At 69.4% G+C, this 17566-nt stretch carries 16 protein-coding genes and 1 pseudogene; 6 read left to right on the top strand and 11 right to left on the bottom strand.

Annotated elements, in window-relative coordinates; genetic code table 11:
* The first annotated feature begins 61 nt into the window (after positions 1 to 61).
* Both VE759_RS04740 and VE759_RS04735 read left to right on the top strand, forming a co-directional pair.
* A complete protein-coding gene (locus VE759_RS04740; protein ID WP_324928710.1) occupies positions 62 to 844 on the top strand; it encodes an alpha/beta hydrolase in 783 nt (260 codons plus the stop codon).
* A gap of 2 nt (positions 845 to 846) precedes the next feature.
* Positions 847 to 1155, top strand: a complete 309-nt coding sequence (locus VE759_RS04735) for an MGMT family protein (RefSeq protein WP_324928708.1) — start codon at positions 847 to 849, stop codon at positions 1153 to 1155.
* On the opposite strand, the gene VE759_RS04730 is transcribed toward VE759_RS04735, so the two are convergent.
* The 9 genes from VE759_RS04730 to VE759_RS04690 form a co-directional block, all read right to left on the bottom strand.
* Positions 1148 to 2731, bottom strand: coding sequence for a succinic semialdehyde dehydrogenase (locus VE759_RS04730; protein WP_324928707.1), 1584 nt, complete (start codon positions 2729 to 2731; stop codon positions 1148 to 1150). The genes VE759_RS04735 and VE759_RS04730 overlap by 8 nt on opposite strands.
* 60 nt (positions 2732 to 2791) lie before the next feature.
* On the bottom strand, positions 2792 to 3484 hold the full coding sequence (locus VE759_RS04725; protein WP_324928705.1) for a sirohydrochlorin chelatase: 693 nt from the start codon (positions 3482 to 3484) through the stop codon (positions 2792 to 2794).
* Positions 3474 to 4664 carry a uroporphyrinogen-III synthase gene (locus VE759_RS04720; RefSeq protein ID WP_324928703.1) on the bottom strand — a complete coding sequence of 397 codons (1191 nt, stop codon included), beginning with the start codon at positions 4662 to 4664 and terminating at the stop codon, positions 3474 to 3476. Before VE759_RS04720 ends, VE759_RS04725 begins: the two co-directional genes overlap by 11 nt.
* Entirely contained in the window at positions 4600 to 5034 is a 435-nt protein-coding gene (locus VE759_RS04715) for a nitrite reductase (NAD(P)H) small subunit family protein (protein ID WP_324928701.1), read from the bottom strand. Before VE759_RS04715 ends, VE759_RS04720 begins: the two co-directional genes overlap by 65 nt.
* Before the next feature lie 51 nt (positions 5035 to 5085).
* A complete protein-coding gene (gene nirB, locus VE759_RS04710; protein WP_324928699.1) occupies positions 5086 to 7611 on the bottom strand; it encodes a nitrite reductase large subunit NirB in 2526 nt (841 codons plus the stop codon).
* On the bottom strand, positions 7611 to 9062 hold the full coding sequence (locus VE759_RS04705; protein ID WP_324928696.1) for a nitrate/nitrite transporter: 1452 nt from the start codon (positions 9060 to 9062) through the stop codon (positions 7611 to 7613). The genes nirB and VE759_RS04705 overlap by 1 nt, the downstream gene beginning before the upstream one ends.
* A gap of 96 nt (positions 9063 to 9158) precedes the next feature.
* Positions 9159 to 10025 (bottom strand): TIGR02569 family protein, encoded by an 867-nt coding sequence (locus tag VE759_RS04700; RefSeq protein ID WP_324928694.1) that lies wholly within the window; start codon positions 10023 to 10025, stop codon positions 9159 to 9161.
* 63 nt (positions 10026 to 10088) lie between these two features.
* Positions 10089 to 11267 (bottom strand): adenylyltransferase/sulfurtransferase MoeZ, encoded by a 1179-nt coding sequence (moeZ, locus tag VE759_RS04695; protein ID WP_324928692.1) that lies wholly within the window; start codon positions 11265 to 11267, stop codon positions 10089 to 10091.
* A gap of 226 nt (positions 11268 to 11493) precedes the next feature.
* A complete protein-coding gene (locus tag VE759_RS04690) occupies positions 11494 to 12519 on the bottom strand; it encodes a DUF3152 domain-containing protein (RefSeq protein WP_324928690.1) in 1026 nt (341 codons plus the stop codon).
* A gap of 163 nt (positions 12520 to 12682) precedes the next feature.
* Between VE759_RS04690 and VE759_RS04685 the strand changes: the two genes are divergently transcribed.
* A complete protein-coding gene (locus tag VE759_RS04685) occupies positions 12683 to 13372 on the top strand; it encodes a TetR/AcrR family transcriptional regulator (RefSeq protein WP_324928688.1) in 690 nt (229 codons plus the stop codon).
* Between the two features lie 31 nt (positions 13373 to 13403).
* On the opposite strand, the gene VE759_RS04680 is transcribed toward VE759_RS04685, so the two are convergent.
* Positions 13404 to 13628, bottom strand: coding sequence for a DUF3107 domain-containing protein (locus VE759_RS04680; protein WP_324928686.1), 225 nt, complete (start codon positions 13626 to 13628; stop codon positions 13404 to 13406).
* Between the two features lie 176 nt (positions 13629 to 13804).
* Here VE759_RS04680 and VE759_RS04675 point away from each other — a divergent pair, with 176 nt between their 5' ends.
* A complete protein-coding gene (locus tag VE759_RS04675) occupies positions 13805 to 14533 on the top strand; it encodes an MmpS family transport accessory protein (protein WP_324928684.1) in 729 nt (242 codons plus the stop codon).
* On the opposite strand, the gene VE759_RS04670 is transcribed toward VE759_RS04675, so the two are convergent.
* Positions 14530 to 15234, bottom strand: a complete 705-nt coding sequence (locus VE759_RS04670) for a ferritin-like fold-containing protein (protein ID WP_324928682.1) — start codon at positions 15232 to 15234, stop codon at positions 14530 to 14532. The genes VE759_RS04675 and VE759_RS04670 overlap by 4 nt on opposite strands.
* Before the next feature lie 183 nt (positions 15235 to 15417).
* Between VE759_RS04670 and VE759_RS04665 the strand changes: the two genes are divergently transcribed.
* Together VE759_RS04665 and VE759_RS04660 are read left to right on the top strand one after the other, a co-directional pair.
* Positions 15418 to 16884: a DEAD/DEAH box helicase gene (locus tag VE759_RS04665; RefSeq protein ID WP_324928680.1), complete on the top strand. Its 1467-nt coding sequence runs from the start codon at positions 15418 to 15420 to the stop codon at positions 16882 to 16884.
* A 5-nt stretch (positions 16885 to 16889) separates the two neighbouring features.
* Positions 16890 to 17566, top strand: a pseudogene (locus VE759_RS04660) (hypothetical protein); the annotation flags it as partial.

Raw genomic sequence — 17566 nt, 5'->3', positions numbered from 1 at the left:
CGAGTGGCATCGTTTCAACCCAAAACCCCGCTCCCGGCGCGACCCTGGCACCATCGGGGGAGTGACCGGCAAGCTCAACGTCTACCGCTACGGCCCGGCCGAGGAGATCCGCGTGCTGGCCATCCACGGCCTGACCGGCCACGGCAAACGCTGGCAGACACTGGCCGAAAAGCATTTGGCCGACGTCGCGCTGGCCGCGCCCGACTTGATCGGTCACGGCCGCTCGTCGTGGGCCGCGCCGTGGACGATCGACGCGAACGTCGACGCGCTGGCGGCGCTGCTGGACCGCGACGCGGACGGGCCGGTGCTGGTGGTCGGGCATTCGTTCGGGGGCGCGCTGGCGCTGAACCTGGCCGCGGTCCGGCCGGATCTGGTCGACGCGCTGGTGTTGCTGGACCCGGCCGTGGGACTCGACGGCGAACGGATGCGAGACCTCGCCGACGACATGGTGGAATCGCCGGACTACACCGACCGCGAGGAGGCACGCGCGGAGAAGGCCAACGGCTCGTGGGCCGACGTTGACCCGGCCGAACTTGACGCCGAACTCGACGAGCACCTGGTCGACTGGCCGAGGGGCCGCGTCGGCTGGCGGATCAGCCTGCCCGCCATGCTGAGCTACTGGAGCGAACTGGCGCGACCGGTGGTGGTGCCGCGCAGCGGGACGCGCACCACGTTGGTGCGGGCCGTCCGAACCGATCCGCCCTATGTCGGGGACGCGCTGATCGAGGCGCTCGAGGTCGGGCTTGGCCCCGATTTCACCCGGGTCGACTTCGACTGCGCGCACATGGTGCCGCTGGCGAAGCCGGCCGAGACGGCGGCCGTGATCCGGAAGCTGTTGGGCTAGCGGTGGCTGCCGTCACCGAGGAACAGGTCGAGCTGGTGCGGGCGTTGGTCGCGGCGATCCCGCCCGGCAGGGTCGCGACGTACGGGGACGTCGCCGAGGCCGCCGGGCTGTCGAGCGCGCGCATCGTCGGCTGGATCATGCGCACCGACTCGTCGGATCTGCCGTGGCACCGCGTCATCCTCGGGTCCGGACGGCCGGCCCCGCATCTGCGCACCCGTCAGCTGGAATTGCTGCGCGCCGAGGGCGTGTTGTCGGTCGACGGCAGGGTCCCGCTTGGCGAAGTCCGCCACGAGTTCTCGCCCGCTACTTGACGCCGGGCACCCGCCGCAACGCCCGCAGCCCGGCCGTCATCACCCGCGCGTAGCGGTCGGCGCGAATCCACGGCGGGGCGCCGACGGGCAGCCCGCGTTCGGTCGCAATCGTTTGTGACTCGGTGTATTTCAGGATGCCGTGCTGGCCGTGGCGACGGCCGACACCGGAATCCTTCATGCCGCCCATCGGCGCGTCGACGGACGCCCAGGCCGCGGCGTAGGCCTCGTTGACGTTGACCGTCCCGGCCTGCAGGCGCGCGGCGACGCGCCGGCCCCGGTCCGGATCGGAAGTCCAGACACTGAAATTCAGCCCGAAGGCGCTGTCGTTCGCCTTGGCGATCGCCTCCTCGTCGGTGTCGACCGGGTACAGCGAAACCACCGGGCCGAACGTCTCGTCGGCGTAGGCGTCCATGCCCGCGCGCACACCCGTGAGAATCGTCGGCTCGTAGAAGTACGGCCCGATGTCGGGGCGCGGGCGGCCGCCGGCGAGCACCGTCGCCCCCTTGGCCACCGCGTCGTCGACATGCTGGATCACCGTCTTGCGCTGGTCCTCGTTGATCAGTGAGCCCATGTCGGCCGAGTAGTCGAGCCCGGGCGTCAGCTTCAACGAGTTCGTCGCGGCCACGAACCGGGCCACGAAGTCGTCCCACAACGAGCGCGCAACATAGATCCGTTCGATGGATATACACAGCTGCCCGGCGTTGGAGAACGACGCCCGAACCGCGCCGCGCGCGGCCTTGCCCGCGTCGGCGTCGTCGAGCACCAGCAGCGCGTTCTTGCCGCCCAGCTCCATCGAACAGTCGATCAACCGCTCCGCCGCCTGGCTGGCCACCCGGCGTCCGGTGCTGGTGGAACCGGTGAACATCAGGTAGTCGGACTGCTCGATGATCGGTGTGCCGAGTTCCGAACCCGGCCCGGTGACGGTTTGCACCAGGCCCGCGGGCATCCCCGCGTCCTCCAGCAGCCGCACCGCCCAGAGGTGCGAGAGCGGGGTGCGGTCGTCGGGCTTGGCCAGGATCGCGTTGCCGGCGACGATCGCCGGAAGCGCGTCGCTGATGCCCAGGGTCAGCGGGTAGTTCCACGGCGAGATGATGCCCACCAGTCCCTTGGGGTGATGGTGCTCCCAGACCTCGGTCAGCATCAGTTGCACGCCCTGCCGGCGTGCCGGGCGCAGGTAGTCCTCGGCGGTGTGGGCGTAGTAGCGGGCCGTCAGTGCGACGTCGACGACCTCCTCGAACGCGTGCCTGCGCGCCTTGCCGTTCTCGAGTTGGATCAGATCCAGCACCTCGTCCTGCCGCTCCAGCACCAGGTCGTGCACGCGCAACAGCACGTCGGCTCGCTCGGCTATCGGCCGGGCCGCCCATGTCGCCTGCACGGCGCGGGCCCGCCCGGCGGCGGCGGCGACGTCGGCGGCGGTGCAGTGCGGCACCCGGCCGAGCGGTTCGCCGGTCATCGCGTTGGTGATTTCGCGGTGGGCCCGCGGCTCGACGACCCGGACCCGCCCGGCGAGGCTTTCCACCAGCGCGGCGACATCGCGGGCCGAACCCGGTCGCCGGCCGGCCTGAATTGCGGTCATGAATCCGATACTGCCACTTCGGCCGAGCGGCCGCCCGGACCGCCGGGAACGAAAACCCGGCTATGCGGGCGCCGGCACCCGGGCGAACCGCCGCGCGATCAGGTCGACGATGTCGCGATGCACACCGAGCGGCCCGGCCACCGCGGTGGCGCCGCATTGGTGCAAGCGGGTGTGAAACAGGCCGGGCGCCAGCAGGTAGGACGCGATGAAGATGCGCCGCATTCCGGCGGTCCGCAGTACCCGGACGACGTCGCGCACGTTCGGTGCCCCGGTGGCCACGTAGCCCAGATGCACCTCGCCGACGTGATCGGCCAACATCCTTGCCGCCGAGAGCAGTTCGCGGCGTGCGACGGGGTCCGAGGAGCCGGCGGCGGCCATCACCACCACGTCGCCGGGCCGCCAGCCGGCCTCGGCCAGCCGGGCGTGCATCACGGCGGCCAGCACCGGGTCCGGGCCAAGGGCCGGCGCGACCACGGTGTGCCGGTGTCCGCTCTCGGCGATGCGGGCGGGCAGGTCGGTGCGCACGTGGTAGCCCGACGCGAGAAACGCCGGCACGACGACCGCCGGGCCGGAGACGTCGGCGAGGACTTCGGCGGGGTTGGGGCCGAGCACATCGACGAACGCCGTACGCACCGGACCGAGCCGCGCGGTCAGCGCCGCCGCCAGTTCGCTGATGGTGTGGACGCCGTCGGCGTTGCGGGTGCCATGGGCCACCAGGACAAGCTCGGGTGGCTCAAAAAGACTACGGCTCATCGCACTCCGCCGGGTCGATCGCGAGCCGATAGCCGCGCTTTACGACGGTCTCGATCACTGACGGCGCGCCGAGCGACGATCGCAGACGTGCCATCGCGGTCTCCACCGCATGGGTGTCGTCGCCGCCGCCGGGCAGCTGTGCGAGCAGTTCCGCACGCGAAACCACCCAGCCGGGGCGCACCAGCAACCGCCGCAGCAGCGCCATGCCCGCGGGCGGCACGGCCCTGATCCGGCCGTCCACCGCGACACCACCGCTGCGCACGCTGACGACATGGCCGCCGGCACTGAAGGTCTTTGCCGTGCAAGGCAATTCGTCGGTGATCAATCTGGCCAGCGCGCCAAGGCGGTAGCGCTGGGGATGGGTGGCCGGAACACCCAGCCGGCGCAGCGGCGAGCTGGTCACCGGGCCAACGCAGACCACCCGCACCTCATCGCGCATCGCGGCGACCAATTCATCCAGGGCGCCAATCGCCTTGGCGCGCTCCAGCATCGAGGCCACCGCCGGCGCGCTGGTGAAGCTGACCGCGTCCAGCTCGGCGTTGACGATCATGCCGATGAGCTGGTCCATGCGCCGGGGGTCGGCCGGCGGCTCCCAGCGGTACACCGGGACCTTCACCACCTGCGCGCCGGCCTGGGTCAGCGCGTCGCAGATGTCGGTGTTGGGTTCCCATTCACTGGCCGCGCCGTGCAACTGCACCGCGATGCGCAGGTTCACCGCCCCGTCGGCCAGCAGCCGCGCCAGAACCTCGGTGGAGGACTCGGATTCGGGACTCCACTGTTCGCAGAGCCCGGCCTGGCGCACCGCGCCGCGCGCCTTTGGGCCGCGGGCCAGGATGCGCGTCGAGCCCAGCGCCGCGATCAGCTCGTCGGCGACGTCCCAGCCGTGCGCGGCCTCCACCCAGCCGCGGAAACCGATGCCGGTGGTGACCACCATCACGTCGGGTGGCTGGTCGATCAGCAGCGCGGTGACCCGGCGCAGCTCGACGTCATCGACCAGCGGAATGATTCGGATCGCGGGCGCGTGCACGACCGCGGCGCCGCGGCGTTCCAGCAGCGTGATCAGTTCCTCGGACCGCCGCGCGGCGGTGACGCCGACGGTGAAACCCGCCAGCGGTTCAGGTGTTTGCGGTTCCGCCGCTGGTTTCAGTTCTGGTTTCGACTCTGATTTCGACGTATCCATCGACCACCCTGACGTCGTAGACCGGCAGCGCATGCGACTCGCGTGCGTGTCCCGGTCGCTGCGCTTTGCCCCCTGGGTCGTCCAGGCAGCGTCCATCAACCAGGGAGAACACCTGCTTCAGCAGCGGCGAGGCCACCGTCGGCTCGCCGCGCCGGTCGCCGACGATGCCGCGCGACATCACCGCGGCACGCCCGAACGGGTCGATGTTTCCGACCGCGGCCAGCTTGCCGTCGGGCAGCAGGAACAACGCGGCCTGCTCGCCGCCGGGCAGCAGCACCGCGACACCGCGTCCGGGCAGCAGCCGGTGCAGCGCGCAGGCGCGGTTCCAGGTGGCTACCCCGGCCGAGTGTCGATCAGCGACAACAGTCATGGTGTGAACTCCCCTTCACTGTCTTGTTACGACAGCGATGTTTCGCAGCCATTACCTGGAGCTTGCGCCCGTGTTGAGGGCGGGCATGCCAAGCAGCACCGGGACCTTGCGCGCGCCGCTGTCGTCGAATCGCACCGTCGGGTCCGGTTGATCGGGGGCGTTGACGAAAGACACGAAGCGGGACAGCTTTTCCTCGTCGGCCAGCACCCCGGCCCATTCGTCGGAGTACCCGGCGACGTGGCGTTCCATGGCCGCCTCGAGCTCGGCGGCGATACCAAGTGAGTCGTCGCACACCACCGATTTGATGTGATCGAGGCCACCCTCGATGGCCTCCTGCCACACCGCGGTGCGCTGCAGCCGGTCGGCGGTGCGGATGTAGAACATCAGGTAGCGGTCGATGTAGCGGACCAGCGTTTCGGCGTCGAGGTCACCGGCGAGCAGCTGCGCGTGCTTGGGGGTGGCGCCGCCGTTGCCGCCGACGTACAGGTTCCAGCCGCGCTCGGTCGCGATGACGCCGACGTCCTTGGCGCGCGCCTCGGCGCATTCGCGCTGGCATCCCGATACGCCAAGCTTGATTTTGTGCGGCGAGCGCAGGCCGCGGTAGCGCAGCTCCAGGTCGACGGCCATCGCGACGGAGTCCTGCACGCCGTAGCGGCACCAGGTCGAGCCGACGCAGCTCTTCACGGTCCGCAGCGCCTTGCCGTACGCGTGGCCGGATTCCATGCCGGCGTCGATGAGCCGCTTCCAGATCAGCGGCAGCTGCTCGACGCGCGCGCCGAACATGTCGATGCGCTGACCGCCGGTGATCTTGGTGTACAGGCCGAAGTCGCGGGCGACCTCGCCGATCGCGATCAGCTTCTCGGGGCTGATCTCGCCGCCGGGCAGCCGCGGCACCACCGAATACGTGCCGTTCTTCTGCAGATTGGCCAGGAAATGGTCGTTGGTGTCCTGCAGCGACGCGGCTTCGCCGTCGAGGATGTGGTCGGACGACGTGGACGCGAGGATCGACGCCACCGCGGGTTTGCAGATGTCGCAGCCGGTGCCCATGCCGTACTCGGCGATCAGCGCGGAGAACGTCCGGATGCCGGTGGCCGCCACGATTTGGAACAGCTCGGCGCGGGACTGGGTGAAATGCTCGCACAGCGCCTTGGACTGTTCGACACCCTGGGCCTCGAGCAGCCGTTTGAGCATCGGAACGCAACTGCCGCAAGATGTTCCGGCCGCGGTGGCGCCCTTGATGGCGGGCACGTCGCAGGCCCCGCCGGTGATGGCCGCACAGATCGTGCCCTTCGACACCGCGTTGCACGAGCAGATCTGCGCGTCGTCGGGCAGCGCGTTGAGGGACAGGCCACCGACTTCGGCACCGGCCGGCGAGATCAGCGAAGCCGGATCGGCGGGCAGCCGGCGGCCGACCAGCGGCCGCAGCGTGCCGTAGCCGCTGGCATCGCCAACCAGGATGCCGCCCAACAACGTTGACGCGTCGTCGGAGACGACGAGCTTGGCGTAGGTGCCCTTGACGGCGTCGTTGAGCACGACTTCCAGTGCGCCGGCACCGGTGGCGTGGGCATCGCCGAAGCTGGCCACGTCGACGCCGAGCAGCTTGAGTTTGGTCGACAGGTCGGCACCTGGAAACTCCGCGGCACCGCCGAGCAGCCGGTCGGCCACCACCTCGGCGGTGGCGTTGCCCGGCGCAACCAGCCCGTAGCAGCGGCCCTCGATCGCGGCGACTTCGCCGATCGCGTAGATGTGCGGGTCTTTTGTCGCGCAGCTGATGTCGGTCAGCACGCCGCCGCGCTCCGCGACCTCCAGACCGCACGACCGGGCCAGCTCGTCACGCGGCCGCACCCCGGCGGAGAACACCAGCACCGCGGCGTCGATCGCCTGGCCGTCGGACAGCGTGACGCGTAAGCCGTTGCCCGCGTTCTCGATTGCGGTGGTCGACACACCGGTGTGCACGGTCAGGCCGAGCCGGGTGACCAGATCGGCCAGCACCGCCCCGCCGCCCTCGTCGACCTGCAGCGGCATCAGCCGCGGCGCAAGCTCCACCACGTGCGGCGTCAAGCCCAACAGCCGCAGCGCGTTTGCGGCCTCCAGGCCGAGCAGACCGCCGCCGACCACGACGCCGGCGGCCCCGGGATCGGATGTCGCCACGACGGCGCGGATCGCGTCGAGGTCGTCGAGCGTGCGGTACACAAAACAACGCTCGAGGTCGTTGCCGGGCACCGGCGGCACGAACGGATACGAGCCGGTGGCCAGCACCAGCGCGTCGTAGCCGATCCGGTCGTCGCTCGACGTGACCACCACCCGCGCGTCGCGGTCGATGGCGGCGGCCCGCTCCCCGATCCGCAACTGCACGAGATCGTCACCGGCGTAGTCGTTTCCGGGCAACCCCAGCGCCGCGCGGTCCCAGCTGCCGACGTACGAGCTCAGCGACACCCGGTCGTAGGCGGGCGTCGGCTCCTCGCACAACACGGTGATGTGCCAACGGCCGTCGCGGTCGCGGTCGCGCAGTGCCTCGACGAACCGGTGCCCCACCATGCCGTGGCCGACGACCACGACCGACTTCGGTGCGGCCATCACGCCGGTGCGGCCGCGGCTTCGTCGACCGCGGCGGGCTTGCGGGCCGGCGACTTGGTTGGGGTGCGCACATAGGCGAAGTAGGTGATCACCGCGCACAGCACGTAAAAGGCCAGGAACACCCAGAAGGCCATCGTCGCCGACTTCGCGGCCGACAGGTACGACGCGCGCAGCACCACGTTGATGCCGACACCGCCGAGCGCGCCGATCGCGCCGGCGATTCCGATCAGCGCACCGGCCATCCGCCGCGACCATGCGGCCTGTTCCACCGGGGCGAGGTGGTCGAGGCCGCGCGACTTGGCCTCGAAGATGGACGGGATCATCTTGTAGGTCGACCCGTTGCCGACGCCGGACAGGATGAACAGCGCGATGAACCCTGCGACGTAGGCGATCATCGTGCCGCCCGACGCGGCGCCCGGTGTCGCATCGTCGATCTCGCCGGCGACCCCGAGCCAACCGGCCGCCAGGATCATCGCGATGAACGTGTAGAGCGTGACCCTGCCGCCGCCGATCCGGTCGGAAAGCCAGCCGCCCGGCGGCCGCGACAGCGACCCGAGCAGCGGCCCGAGGAACGCGATCTGGGCGGCGTGCAGCGACGCCTGCGCGGTCATCGCGGGTGTGACCTTGCCGCCGTGGGCCAGGCCGGCAAGGAAGTTGATCTGCAGCACCTGGCCGAACGCGAAGCCGAAGCCGATGAACGACCCGAACGTGCCGATGTAGAGCAGCGCGATGAGCCAGGAATCCCGGTGTGACAGCACCTCGATCATGGAGCGGGCGTTGGTGCGCTGATTGCCGAGGTTGTCCATGAACAGCGCGGCCCCGAGCGCGGCGATCGCGATCAGCACCAGATACACCGCGCAGACCCAGTGCGCAGACCGGTTGCCGGCCCAGGCGATCACCAGCAGGCCGACGATCTGAATTACCGCGACGCCGATGTTGCCGCCGCCGGCGTTCAGTCCCAGCGCCCAGCCCTTGAGCCGCTGCGGGTAAAACGCGTTGATGTTGGTCATCGACGAGGCGAAGTTGCCGCCGCCGAAGCCCGCGAACGCCGCCACGACCATGAACGTCGTGTACGAGGTTCCCGGGTGAGCCATGAAATACAGCGTCAGCAGCGTCGGCACCAGCAGCACCAGCGCCGAGAAGACCGTCCAGTTGCGGCCGCCGAACTTGGCGACGGCGAACGTGTAGGGGATCCGCAGAACCGCCCCGACCAGGGTGGGTACCGCGACAAGGAAGAATTTGCCCGCGGCATCGATGTGGTAGACGGCCTGCGGCATGAACAGCACCATCACCGACCAGATCGACCAGACCGAGAAGCCCACGTGTTCGGCCACGATCGACCAGATCAGATTGCGCCGGGCGATCTTGGCACCGCCGTTGTTCCATGCGTCGACGTCTTCGCCGTCCCAATGCTCGATGTAGTGCTTGCGGGCGGTGGTTGAGGTTGCCATGGCGCCACGGTAGGAAAACCTTGTTGCGGCAACGCTGCAGGCGATGACCTGCTTGTCACAACCTGCTCACATCGTCGCGACGGGCCCCGGTGAGGCCTACAGCACCAGTCGCACCAGCGCCGCGGTGCGCGCCAACCCGGGGAAGGCGGCCGCGGTCGAGCGCGGGTGCAGCGCGTGCACGGCCAGCCGGAACATCAACGCGCGCAATAACATTTGCGGCCACTCGGGCAACGTTGACCAGCGTTCGATGAGCCCGTCGTCGGCGTCGCCCCAGGACAGAGCGTCGACGACGACCACCGCGGCCGCCCACGGCGCGGGCCGCCAGTACGGCGTGATGTCGGTGATGCCGGGTGCCGCGGTGCCGGCGAAAAGCACTGTGCCGTAAAGGTCTCCGTGCACAAGTTGGTTGGGGCTCTTGGTGGGCTTGCGCAGCACGGCAAGCTGGTTGATCAGGTCGATGGAGCGCTGGCCGTCCGCCGACCCCGGTGCGACGCGGGCACCCGACGGCCATGAGTGCAGCGGACGGTCCTCCCAGGCGGCGCGGTCGGCGGCGATGAACACGTCGACGTCGCCCCACGGCGCGACGGGCGGTTGGGTGAGAAAACGCGGACGCTCAAGCTTCGCGGTGGCCTCGTGCAGCCGCACCGCCGCCGACACCACCTCATCGTGGCGGGGCTCGGGAGTGCCGACCACGAAAGTGTCTGCGCGCCAACCGGCGACCACGTAGCGGCCGTCGGTGGAGCGCACCGGCCGGGCCAGCCGCACCCCGTCGACGAACAGTGTTTCGCGGACCTTCGCCGACCATGCGGCGCGGGCATGGTCGGCGACCATGGTCAGCACGACTTCGCCGCAGCGCCAGCCGCCCTCCCACCCGGCACCGAGTGGGACGGGCCGGGTGCCGCTCAGCCCGAATGCTGCGAGCACATGCTCGGGCGGCCGTGGGACAGTCGCCGGGACACTCACAGTGTCAGGTTACCGGTGCTGAAGCCGCAGGTCGGTGCGGTTTGCGGACGTGTCGTCAGGCCGTCAGTACATCACCATGTCGGGCTCGAGCTGCTTGGCCCAGGCAACGATTCCGCCCTGCAGGTGAAGTGCGTCGGAGAATCCCGCCTTTTTGACCGCGGCCAGCGCCTCGGCCGAGCGGACGCCGGTCTTGCAGTACAACACCGGGATGCGGTCGTGCGGCAGCTTGGCCAGGCCCTCGCCGGATTCGATCGTCGACTTCGGGATCAACTGCGCGCCGTCGATGTGGTTGATGTCCCACTCGACCGGTTCGCGGACGTCGATGAGCGCCAGCTTCTTTCCGGACTCCATCAGCTCACGCACTTCACGGGGGGTGAGCGTGGAGTCGGCCGCGGCCAGAGCGGCGTCGTCGGACACCACGCCGCAGAACTCGTCGTAGTCGATCAGCTCGGTGATCTTGGGTGTATCGGGATCCTTGCGGATCTTGATGGTGCGGTAGCTCATCTCCAGGGCGTCATAAACCATCAGCCGGCCCAGCAGCGGCTCACCGATCCCGGTGATGAGCTTGATCGCCTCGGTGCCCATGATGGACGCGATCGACGCGCACAGGATGCCCAGCACGCCGCCCTCGGCGCAGGACGGCACCATGCCGGGCGGCGGCGGCTCGGGGTAGAGGTCGCGGTAGTTCAGGCCGCGCCCGTCGGGAGCGTCTTCCCAGAACACCGACACCTGACCCTCGAACCGGTAGATCGAACCCCACACGTAGGGCTTGCCCGCCAGCACGGCGGCGTCGTTGACCAGGTAGCGGGTTGCGAAGTTGTCGGTCCCGTCGAGGATCAGGTCGTACTGCCTGAAGATGTTGACGGCGTTGCTGTTGTCCAGCCGCACCTCGTGCAGCCGCACCTCGACCAGCGGGTTGATCTCGCGGATCGAGTCGCGGGCGCTTTGGGCCTTCGACCGGCCGATGTCGGACTGGCCGTGGATGATCTGGCGCTGCAGATTGGATTCGTCGACGACGTCGAATTCGACGACCCCGATGGTTCCGACGCCCGCGGCGGCCAGATACAGCAGCGCGGGCGAGCCGAGGCCACCGGCCCCGATGACCAATACCCGCGCGTTTTTCAGGCGCTTCTGCCCGTCGACGCCGAGATCCGGGATGATGAGATGCCGGCTATAGCGCGCGACCTCCTCGCGCGTCAGCCGACCGGCTGGTTCGACCAGTGGCGGCAGCGGTGACGACACCGATAGCTCCTTAATTCTCAGCGGCGTGAGTCTCAGCCGGTGTGAGTCTCAGCGGTGTGAGTCTCGGCGGTGTGCGGCGGCTCGCACGCGGCCCGACTGCACACCTTCACAATAGGCACATCACACAACGTGAATCACGGTCTGAGGCTTCCCCGGGGAAGTCGCTTGCTACGAGGCGTCAGGCGGGGCGTCAGGCAAGGCGTCAGGCGAGGCGTCAGGCGAGGCGTCAGGCGATCGGATATGGCCACGGGTTGAACCGGCACGTCTTGCCGTCGGGCTTGACGGTATCCGGGTCGAACCTGGCCGCGTCGTTGTTGTTGGTGGAAAACGTCTGCTGCATCATCACCGGCGCCAGCTGACCGTTCTCGTCGCACGGCTCATGGCGCTGATAGCCGATCGCGTGGCCGACCTCATGATTGACCAGATACTGCCGGTAGGAGCCGACGTCGCCCTGGAACGGCACCGCCCCGCGCACCCAACGGGCCTCGTTGATGAACACCCTTGGCTGCCCGTCCGGCCCGTACCACGGGTTATAGCAGGAGGTTTCCAGCGGGATTTCATAGCCGCAGCCTTCCCGCGCGGTCATCGGCGTGGCCAGCGACACCCGAAAATCGGGCTTGCCCGCATCGACGCGCACGAACGCGAACTGCGGATTGTGCGTCCAGCTCTTCGGGTTCGACAGCGTCAGGCTCACCATCCGGGCGAAACCGTCGTCGCCGCCGAACGACGTGGTGTCGATGCCGTCCTCAACCTCGACGGTATAGGTGAACACCTTCGCGGTGCCCTGACCAACCTTCGGCTCGGCGCCCGCAACGATGTGCCAGGTTTTCGCCCCGGCCTCGGTGAACGGCCCACCGTCGGGCAGGACGCCGGTCGGCAGCGTCGCGTCGAACTGGGTCAAACCCTTCGGCGGCGCGCCGATGATCGCGGTGCCCATCGAGCCGATCGTCGGCGGCCCCTGCACCGGTCCCTCTCGCGGCCGCGCGGGTTGAGTCGTGCCGGCGACGGCCTGGTACACCACGAACGCGGTGAGCGCGACCAAGAGCGGAAGCGCGTAGGCGCGCCATCCGTACGTCGAGACGAAGCGACCCAGCCACGTCCGTTTGCGCCAGCGGCGCCGGCCGGCCCGGTTGGAGCGCGCGCGCCCCGAATCGCCTGCGACCGGGTCACGTTGCGCGCGCAGTGGTTCGCGCCACTCGTCGCGCAGCACGGGCAAACGACTGACCGCGCGATGCTCCGGGTCGTAGGTCACCGACCCAGAATGTCACAGTCGCGGGGGGTGCGACTTCCGGCGCGCCTGCCCCCCGGCGGGGGGGTCTGAGCGGGCCGGGACGCCCGCAGCGACCTGCTTTACCGGCGAACATATGCCGGACGGTAGTAGTCTCGATCTTTCGGAGTACCAGATAGAGGTGTTGATGAGCGATCTCGCAAATGCGGCCGGACGCAGAACCGGCGGGCTGACCGCCGGCGACGAAGTGGCCGGCGGCTCCCACGGCGCGAATCGGCGCGGCAACAGGCTGCCCCGCGACGAGCGCCGCGGTCAGTTGCTGGTAGCTGCCAGCGAGATTTTCGTTGACCGCGGCTATCACGCCGCCGGGATGGACGAGATCGCCGACCGCGCGGGCGTTAGCAAACCCGTTCTGTACCAACACTTTTCCAGCAAGCTTGAGCTGTATCTCGCGGTGCTGGGCCGCCACGTGGAGAACCTGGTGTCGGGGGTGCGCCAGGCGCTGCGCACGACGACCGACAACCGGCAACGGCTGCGGGCCGCGGTGCAGGCCTTCTTCGACTTCATCGAGCACGACAGCCAGGGCTACCGGCTGATCTTCGAGAACACGGTCTCGGGCGTCGGTCAGGTGACACAGCAGGTGGACGGCGCGACGGAAGCCTGCATCGATGCGGTGTTCGACCTGATCAGCCGCGATTCCGGGCTTGATCCGTACCGCGCGCGGATGATCGCGGTCGGGCTGGTCGGCCTGAGCCAGGTGTCGGCGCGGTATTGGCTGGAAGCCGACCGCCCGATCTCCAAGGAAGATGCCGTCGACGGCACCGTGCTGCTGGCCTGGGGCGGCCTGTCACACGTGCCGCTGGCGCGGCCCGAGTAGGCATCGGTCGGCAGTAGTTGTCCGGCACTGGCTATCCGACGAAGCCGACCCTGGGCACGTCGGCCGCGCCGATCTCGACGTAGGCGATCTTGGCGGTGGGCACCAGGAACTTCCGGCCCTTGTCGTCGGCGAGGCTGAGCACGTCGGATCCCTTGGCAAGAGCGGTGCTCACCAGCTTCTCCACCTCGGCTTGCGCCTGCGAACTGCGGAACACCAGCTCGCGCGGGCTGTCCGCGACTCCGATCTTGACCTCCACGCTGACCTTCCTTCGTCGGCTCACTGACTGAAAAGGCTAGTGGACGCGTGCGGTGTCCAGTGGGCCCGACCCGTTCGCGGCACGCGAAGCGCCGGGCCGACACGCCGTCCGGCTAGCCCGCCCGGTGGCATTCGCGTCGCTACCATCTGGGCGACGACGCAGTGGAGTGATGCGCGATGACGAGGTCGGATCCTTGGTCGTTTCGGGCAGACCCGGAACGTCAACCGACACACCCGCCCCGGCCGATCGGCGAGGACTTCGACGAGGACTACGACGGGGACATCGACGAGGACATCGACGGGGACATCGACGAGGACCTCGACGAGGAGCCCCGGGAAGACAAGAGCTGGCGCTGGGTAGCGGGAGTGGCCGGTGCGGTGCTGCTGGTCGCCGTCGTCGCGACGATCGTCATCCTCACCGGTGACAACGGCGGCGCGGTGGGCAAAGTGGTGCCCCAAACCAGCCGGCCCGCGGTGGCGCCGGCGCCACCGCCTTCGCCGCCCTCGCCGACGATCACCACATCGCTACCGCCGGAAACCGTCAGCACCGTGACGCCGTCCGCGGCGCCGACCCGGTCGAGCGCGCCGACCAGCCAGCCGCAGCGCGCGGCCGAAGCACCGCCGCCGCCGCCCGCGCCGCGGACCGTTGTCTACACGATTTCCGGCAACCGTCGCGCCGGCGACCTGGTGACCGTCACCTACACCGACGAGCGGGGCGCATTCCACACCGACCTCAACGTGTTGCTGCCGTGGTCGCGAACGTTCGTGATGAACCCCGACGTGACGGTCAACTCCGTCACCGCCACCAGCTTCGCCAGCCAACTCAACTGCACGATCACCGACGGGCTCGGCGGCACGCTGGTGTCACAGAACTTCAACACGATAGCGGCGACCTGCAACCACTAAGCCAGGCCGAGCTCCTTCATTCGCTCGGCGTGCGTGCGCTGCAGCCGGTCGAAGAATTCGGCGATCTGGCCAAGGCCGCCGGTGGCGGATACCACCAGATCGGCGAGTTCGTCGTGTTCGGCCAGCACGAACTGCGCCTGGGTGATGGCCTCGCCGAGCAGCCGGCGGGCCCACAGCGTCAGCCGGCTGCGCTGCCGTCCGCTTGCGGTCACCGCGGCGCGCACCTCGGCGACCACGAACTGTGAATGACCGGTCTCGGCCAGTACCGCGCGCACCACGGCGGCGACGTCGTCGGGCAGCACGTCGGCGATCTCGAGATAGAAGTCGGCGGCCAGCGCATCGCCGATGTAGGTCTTCACCAACGCCTCCAGCCAGGTGCTCGGCGTGGTCAACCGGTGATAATTCTCCAGCGCCGAGACGTAGCCGGCCATCGCCTGCTCGACGTCGATTCCCCGCTCCGTCAACGCATCCCCGAGAAGCTCGTAATGGTGCATCTCGGCGGCGGCCATGCTGGCCATCGCGATGCGGCCACGCAGATTCGGCGCCATCCGGGCCTCGTCGGTGAGCCGGTAGAACGCCGCGACCTCGCCGTAGGCCAGCAATGCGAACAGCTTGTTGATGCCCGGGTGGTCGGCGGTGATGCGCGGCGCGGCCGGCTCGGCCGAGACGTGCGGACTTGCCGCGGGCTGCGTCGAGCTCATGGCCCACACTGTAGCCCGGTATCATGGTGTTACAGGTGGTGCAACGTCGCCGCCTGTGATGTATGGAGATATGTGCGTGCACGCAGTTGGCCCGCCTAATAGCGCAGGGGCCCTCGGGAATCGTGAACCGGAGTCGAAACTCGTGCGCGCGTGGACCGCGACGAGGAACGACACGGAAGGCGTATGACCCCTCTCATATCCGCACCCAAAACAACATTTGCCAAACTTGGCGTTCGCGACGAAATTGTGCGCGCATTGGCCGAAGATGGCGTCGAACATCCCTTTGCTATCCAGGAGCTGACGCTGCCGCTGGCGCTGGCCGGCGACGACTTGATCGGGCAGGCCCGCACCGGCATGGGCAAGACGTTCGCATTCGGTGTGCCGCTGTTGCAGCGCATCGCATCAGATGAAGCTCGCCCGCTGAGCGGCATCCCTCGGGCGCTGATCGTGGTGCCCACCCGGGAGCTGTGCCTGCAGGTGTCGGGCGACCTGGCCACCGCCGCGAAATACCTGACCGCCGGTGACCGGCCGCTGACCGTCGTCTCAATTTACGGTGGTCGCCCGTACGAGCCGCAGATCGAGGCGCTGCGCGGCGGCGCGGATGTCGTCGTCGGCACGCCCGGCCGCCTGCTCGACCTTGCCCAGCAAGGCCATTTGCGGCTCGGCGGGCTCAGCGTGCTGGTGCTCGACGAGGCCGACGAGATGCTGGACCTGGGCTTCCTGCCCGACATCGAGCGCATCCTGCGGCAGATCCCCGACGCACGGCAGTCGATGCTGTTCTCGGCGACCATGCCGGACCCGATCATCACGCTGGCCCGCACGTTCATGAACCGGCCCACCCACATTCGCGCCGAGGCGCCGCACACCTCCGCGGTGCACGACGCGACCGAGCAGTTCGTCTACCGCGCCCACGCGCTCGACAAGGCCGAGCTGGTCAGCCGGGTGCTACAGGCCCGCGGGCGCGGCGCGACGATGATCTTCACCCGCACCAAGCGCACCGCGCAGAAGGTCGCCGACGAGCTGGCCGAGCGCGGGTTCAAGGTCCGCGCGATCCACGGCGACCTCGGCCAGGTGGCGCGGGAGGGGGCGCTCAAGGCGTTCCGGGGCGGCGACATCGACGTGCTGGTCGCCACCGACGTCGCCGCGCGCGGCATCGACATCGACGACGTCACCCACGTCATCAACTACCAATGTCCCGAGGACCAGAAGACCTACATCCACCGCATCGGGCGCACCGGCCGCAAGGGCCGCGCGGGCGTGGCGGTCACCCTGGTCGCCTGGGACGAGCTCGAACGTTGGGCGGTCATCGACAAGGCGCTCGGCCTGGACTGCGCCGAACCGGCAGAGACCTACTCCAGCTCGCCGCACCTGTACGCCGAGCTGGGCATTCCGACCGATGTCGGCGGCAGGGTCGGGCCGCCCCGATCGACCGGGCCGGCCAAGAAGCAGCCAAAGGCCCACGACGGCGCCGAGCGGCCAGCGGGTAACCGGACGCGGCGCCGCACCCGGGGCGGCAAACCGGCCACCGGCCACGCCGGGCAGCCGGCGCAGAGCGAGACGCCGACCGCCGACGCGGCCGCTTCCGACCACGCCGTACACACGCGCCGTCGTCGCAGGCGGCGCCGCGGGGCAGCCGCAAACGCCAAGTAGACAACATGATTCGACCCGAGCGGCGGACCCGGGCCGACCTCATTGCGGCGCTCGCGATCATTGTGGTGGTCGCGGTCGCGGCCGCGTTGATCTGGTGGACCAGCGACGCGCGGGCCACCATCAGCCGGCCCGCGACCACACCGGCGCCCAACACCGCGCCGGCCCGCGCGCTGCCCGCGGCACTGAACCAGCTGTGGACGGCGCCAAGCCCGAAGACCGACACCCCGGTCGTGGTCAGCGGAACCGTCGTCACCGGCGACGGCCGCGAGCTCGTCGGTCGCGACCCGAAGACCGGCGGGCAACGCTGGCTGTTCGGCCGAGATCGCGAACTGTGCGGGGTGACCTGGAGCTACGACCTGGCGGTGGCCGTCTACCCCGACGGCCGCGGCTGCGGTCAGGTCAGCACCGTCGACGGCGCCACCGGGCGACGCGGCCCGACCCGCACCGGCTACGCCGACAAGCAGGTCACGCTGGCCTCCGACGGCATCACGGTGCTCGCGTGGGGCAGCACCCGGGTGGAAATGTGGCGCTCGGACATGGTGCGCACGCTGGCGTGGGGCCCGCTCGACGCGCCGATCAATCCGCCGGTGCAGCCGCAGCCGCCGTGCACTTTCGTCTCGGTGGCGGCCAGCTCCGACGCGGCGTCGATTCTCGAGGCCTGCCCGAATGCGCCGGATCTGCG

Source organism: Mycobacterium sp. (assembly GCF_035640695.1).
Taxonomy (GTDB): Bacteria; Actinomycetota; Actinomycetes; order Mycobacteriales; family Mycobacteriaceae; genus Mycobacterium.
This window is presented reverse-complemented; position numbering and strand designations above follow the sequence as displayed.

Coding starts and splice junctions, on each gene's coding strand:
- VE759_RS04730 (WP_324928707.1), bottom strand. CDS start 2,731: ATGACCGCAATTCAGGCCGGCCGGCGACCGGGTTCGGCCCGCGATGTC.
- VE759_RS04725 (WP_324928705.1), bottom strand. CDS start 3,484: ATGAGCCGTAGTCTTTTTGAGCCACCCGAGCTTGTCCTGGTGGCCCAT.
- VE759_RS04720 (WP_324928703.1), bottom strand. CDS start 4,664: ATGGATACGTCGAAATCAGAGTCGAAACCAGAACTGAAACCAGCGGCG.
- VE759_RS04715 (WP_324928701.1), bottom strand. CDS start 5,034: ATGACTGTTGTCGCTGATCGACACTCGGCCGGGGTAGCCACCTGGAAC.
- nirB (WP_324928699.1), bottom strand. CDS start 7,611: ATGGCCGCACCGAAGTCGGTCGTGGTCGTCGGCCACGGCATGGTGGGG.
- VE759_RS04705 (WP_324928696.1), bottom strand. CDS start 9,062: ATGGCAACCTCAACCACCGCCCGCAAGCACTACATCGAGCATTGGGAC.
- VE759_RS04685 (WP_324928688.1), top strand. CDS start 12,683: ATGAGCGATCTCGCAAATGCGGCCGGACGCAGAACCGGCGGGCTGACC.
- VE759_RS04675 (WP_324928684.1), top strand. CDS start 13,805: ATGACGAGGTCGGATCCTTGGTCGTTTCGGGCAGACCCGGAACGTCAA.
- VE759_RS04670 (WP_324928682.1), bottom strand. CDS start 15,234: ATGAGCTCGACGCAGCCCGCGGCAAGTCCGCACGTCTCGGCCGAGCCG.
- VE759_RS04665 (WP_324928680.1), top strand. CDS start 15,418: ATGACCCCTCTCATATCCGCACCCAAAACAACATTTGCCAAACTTGGC.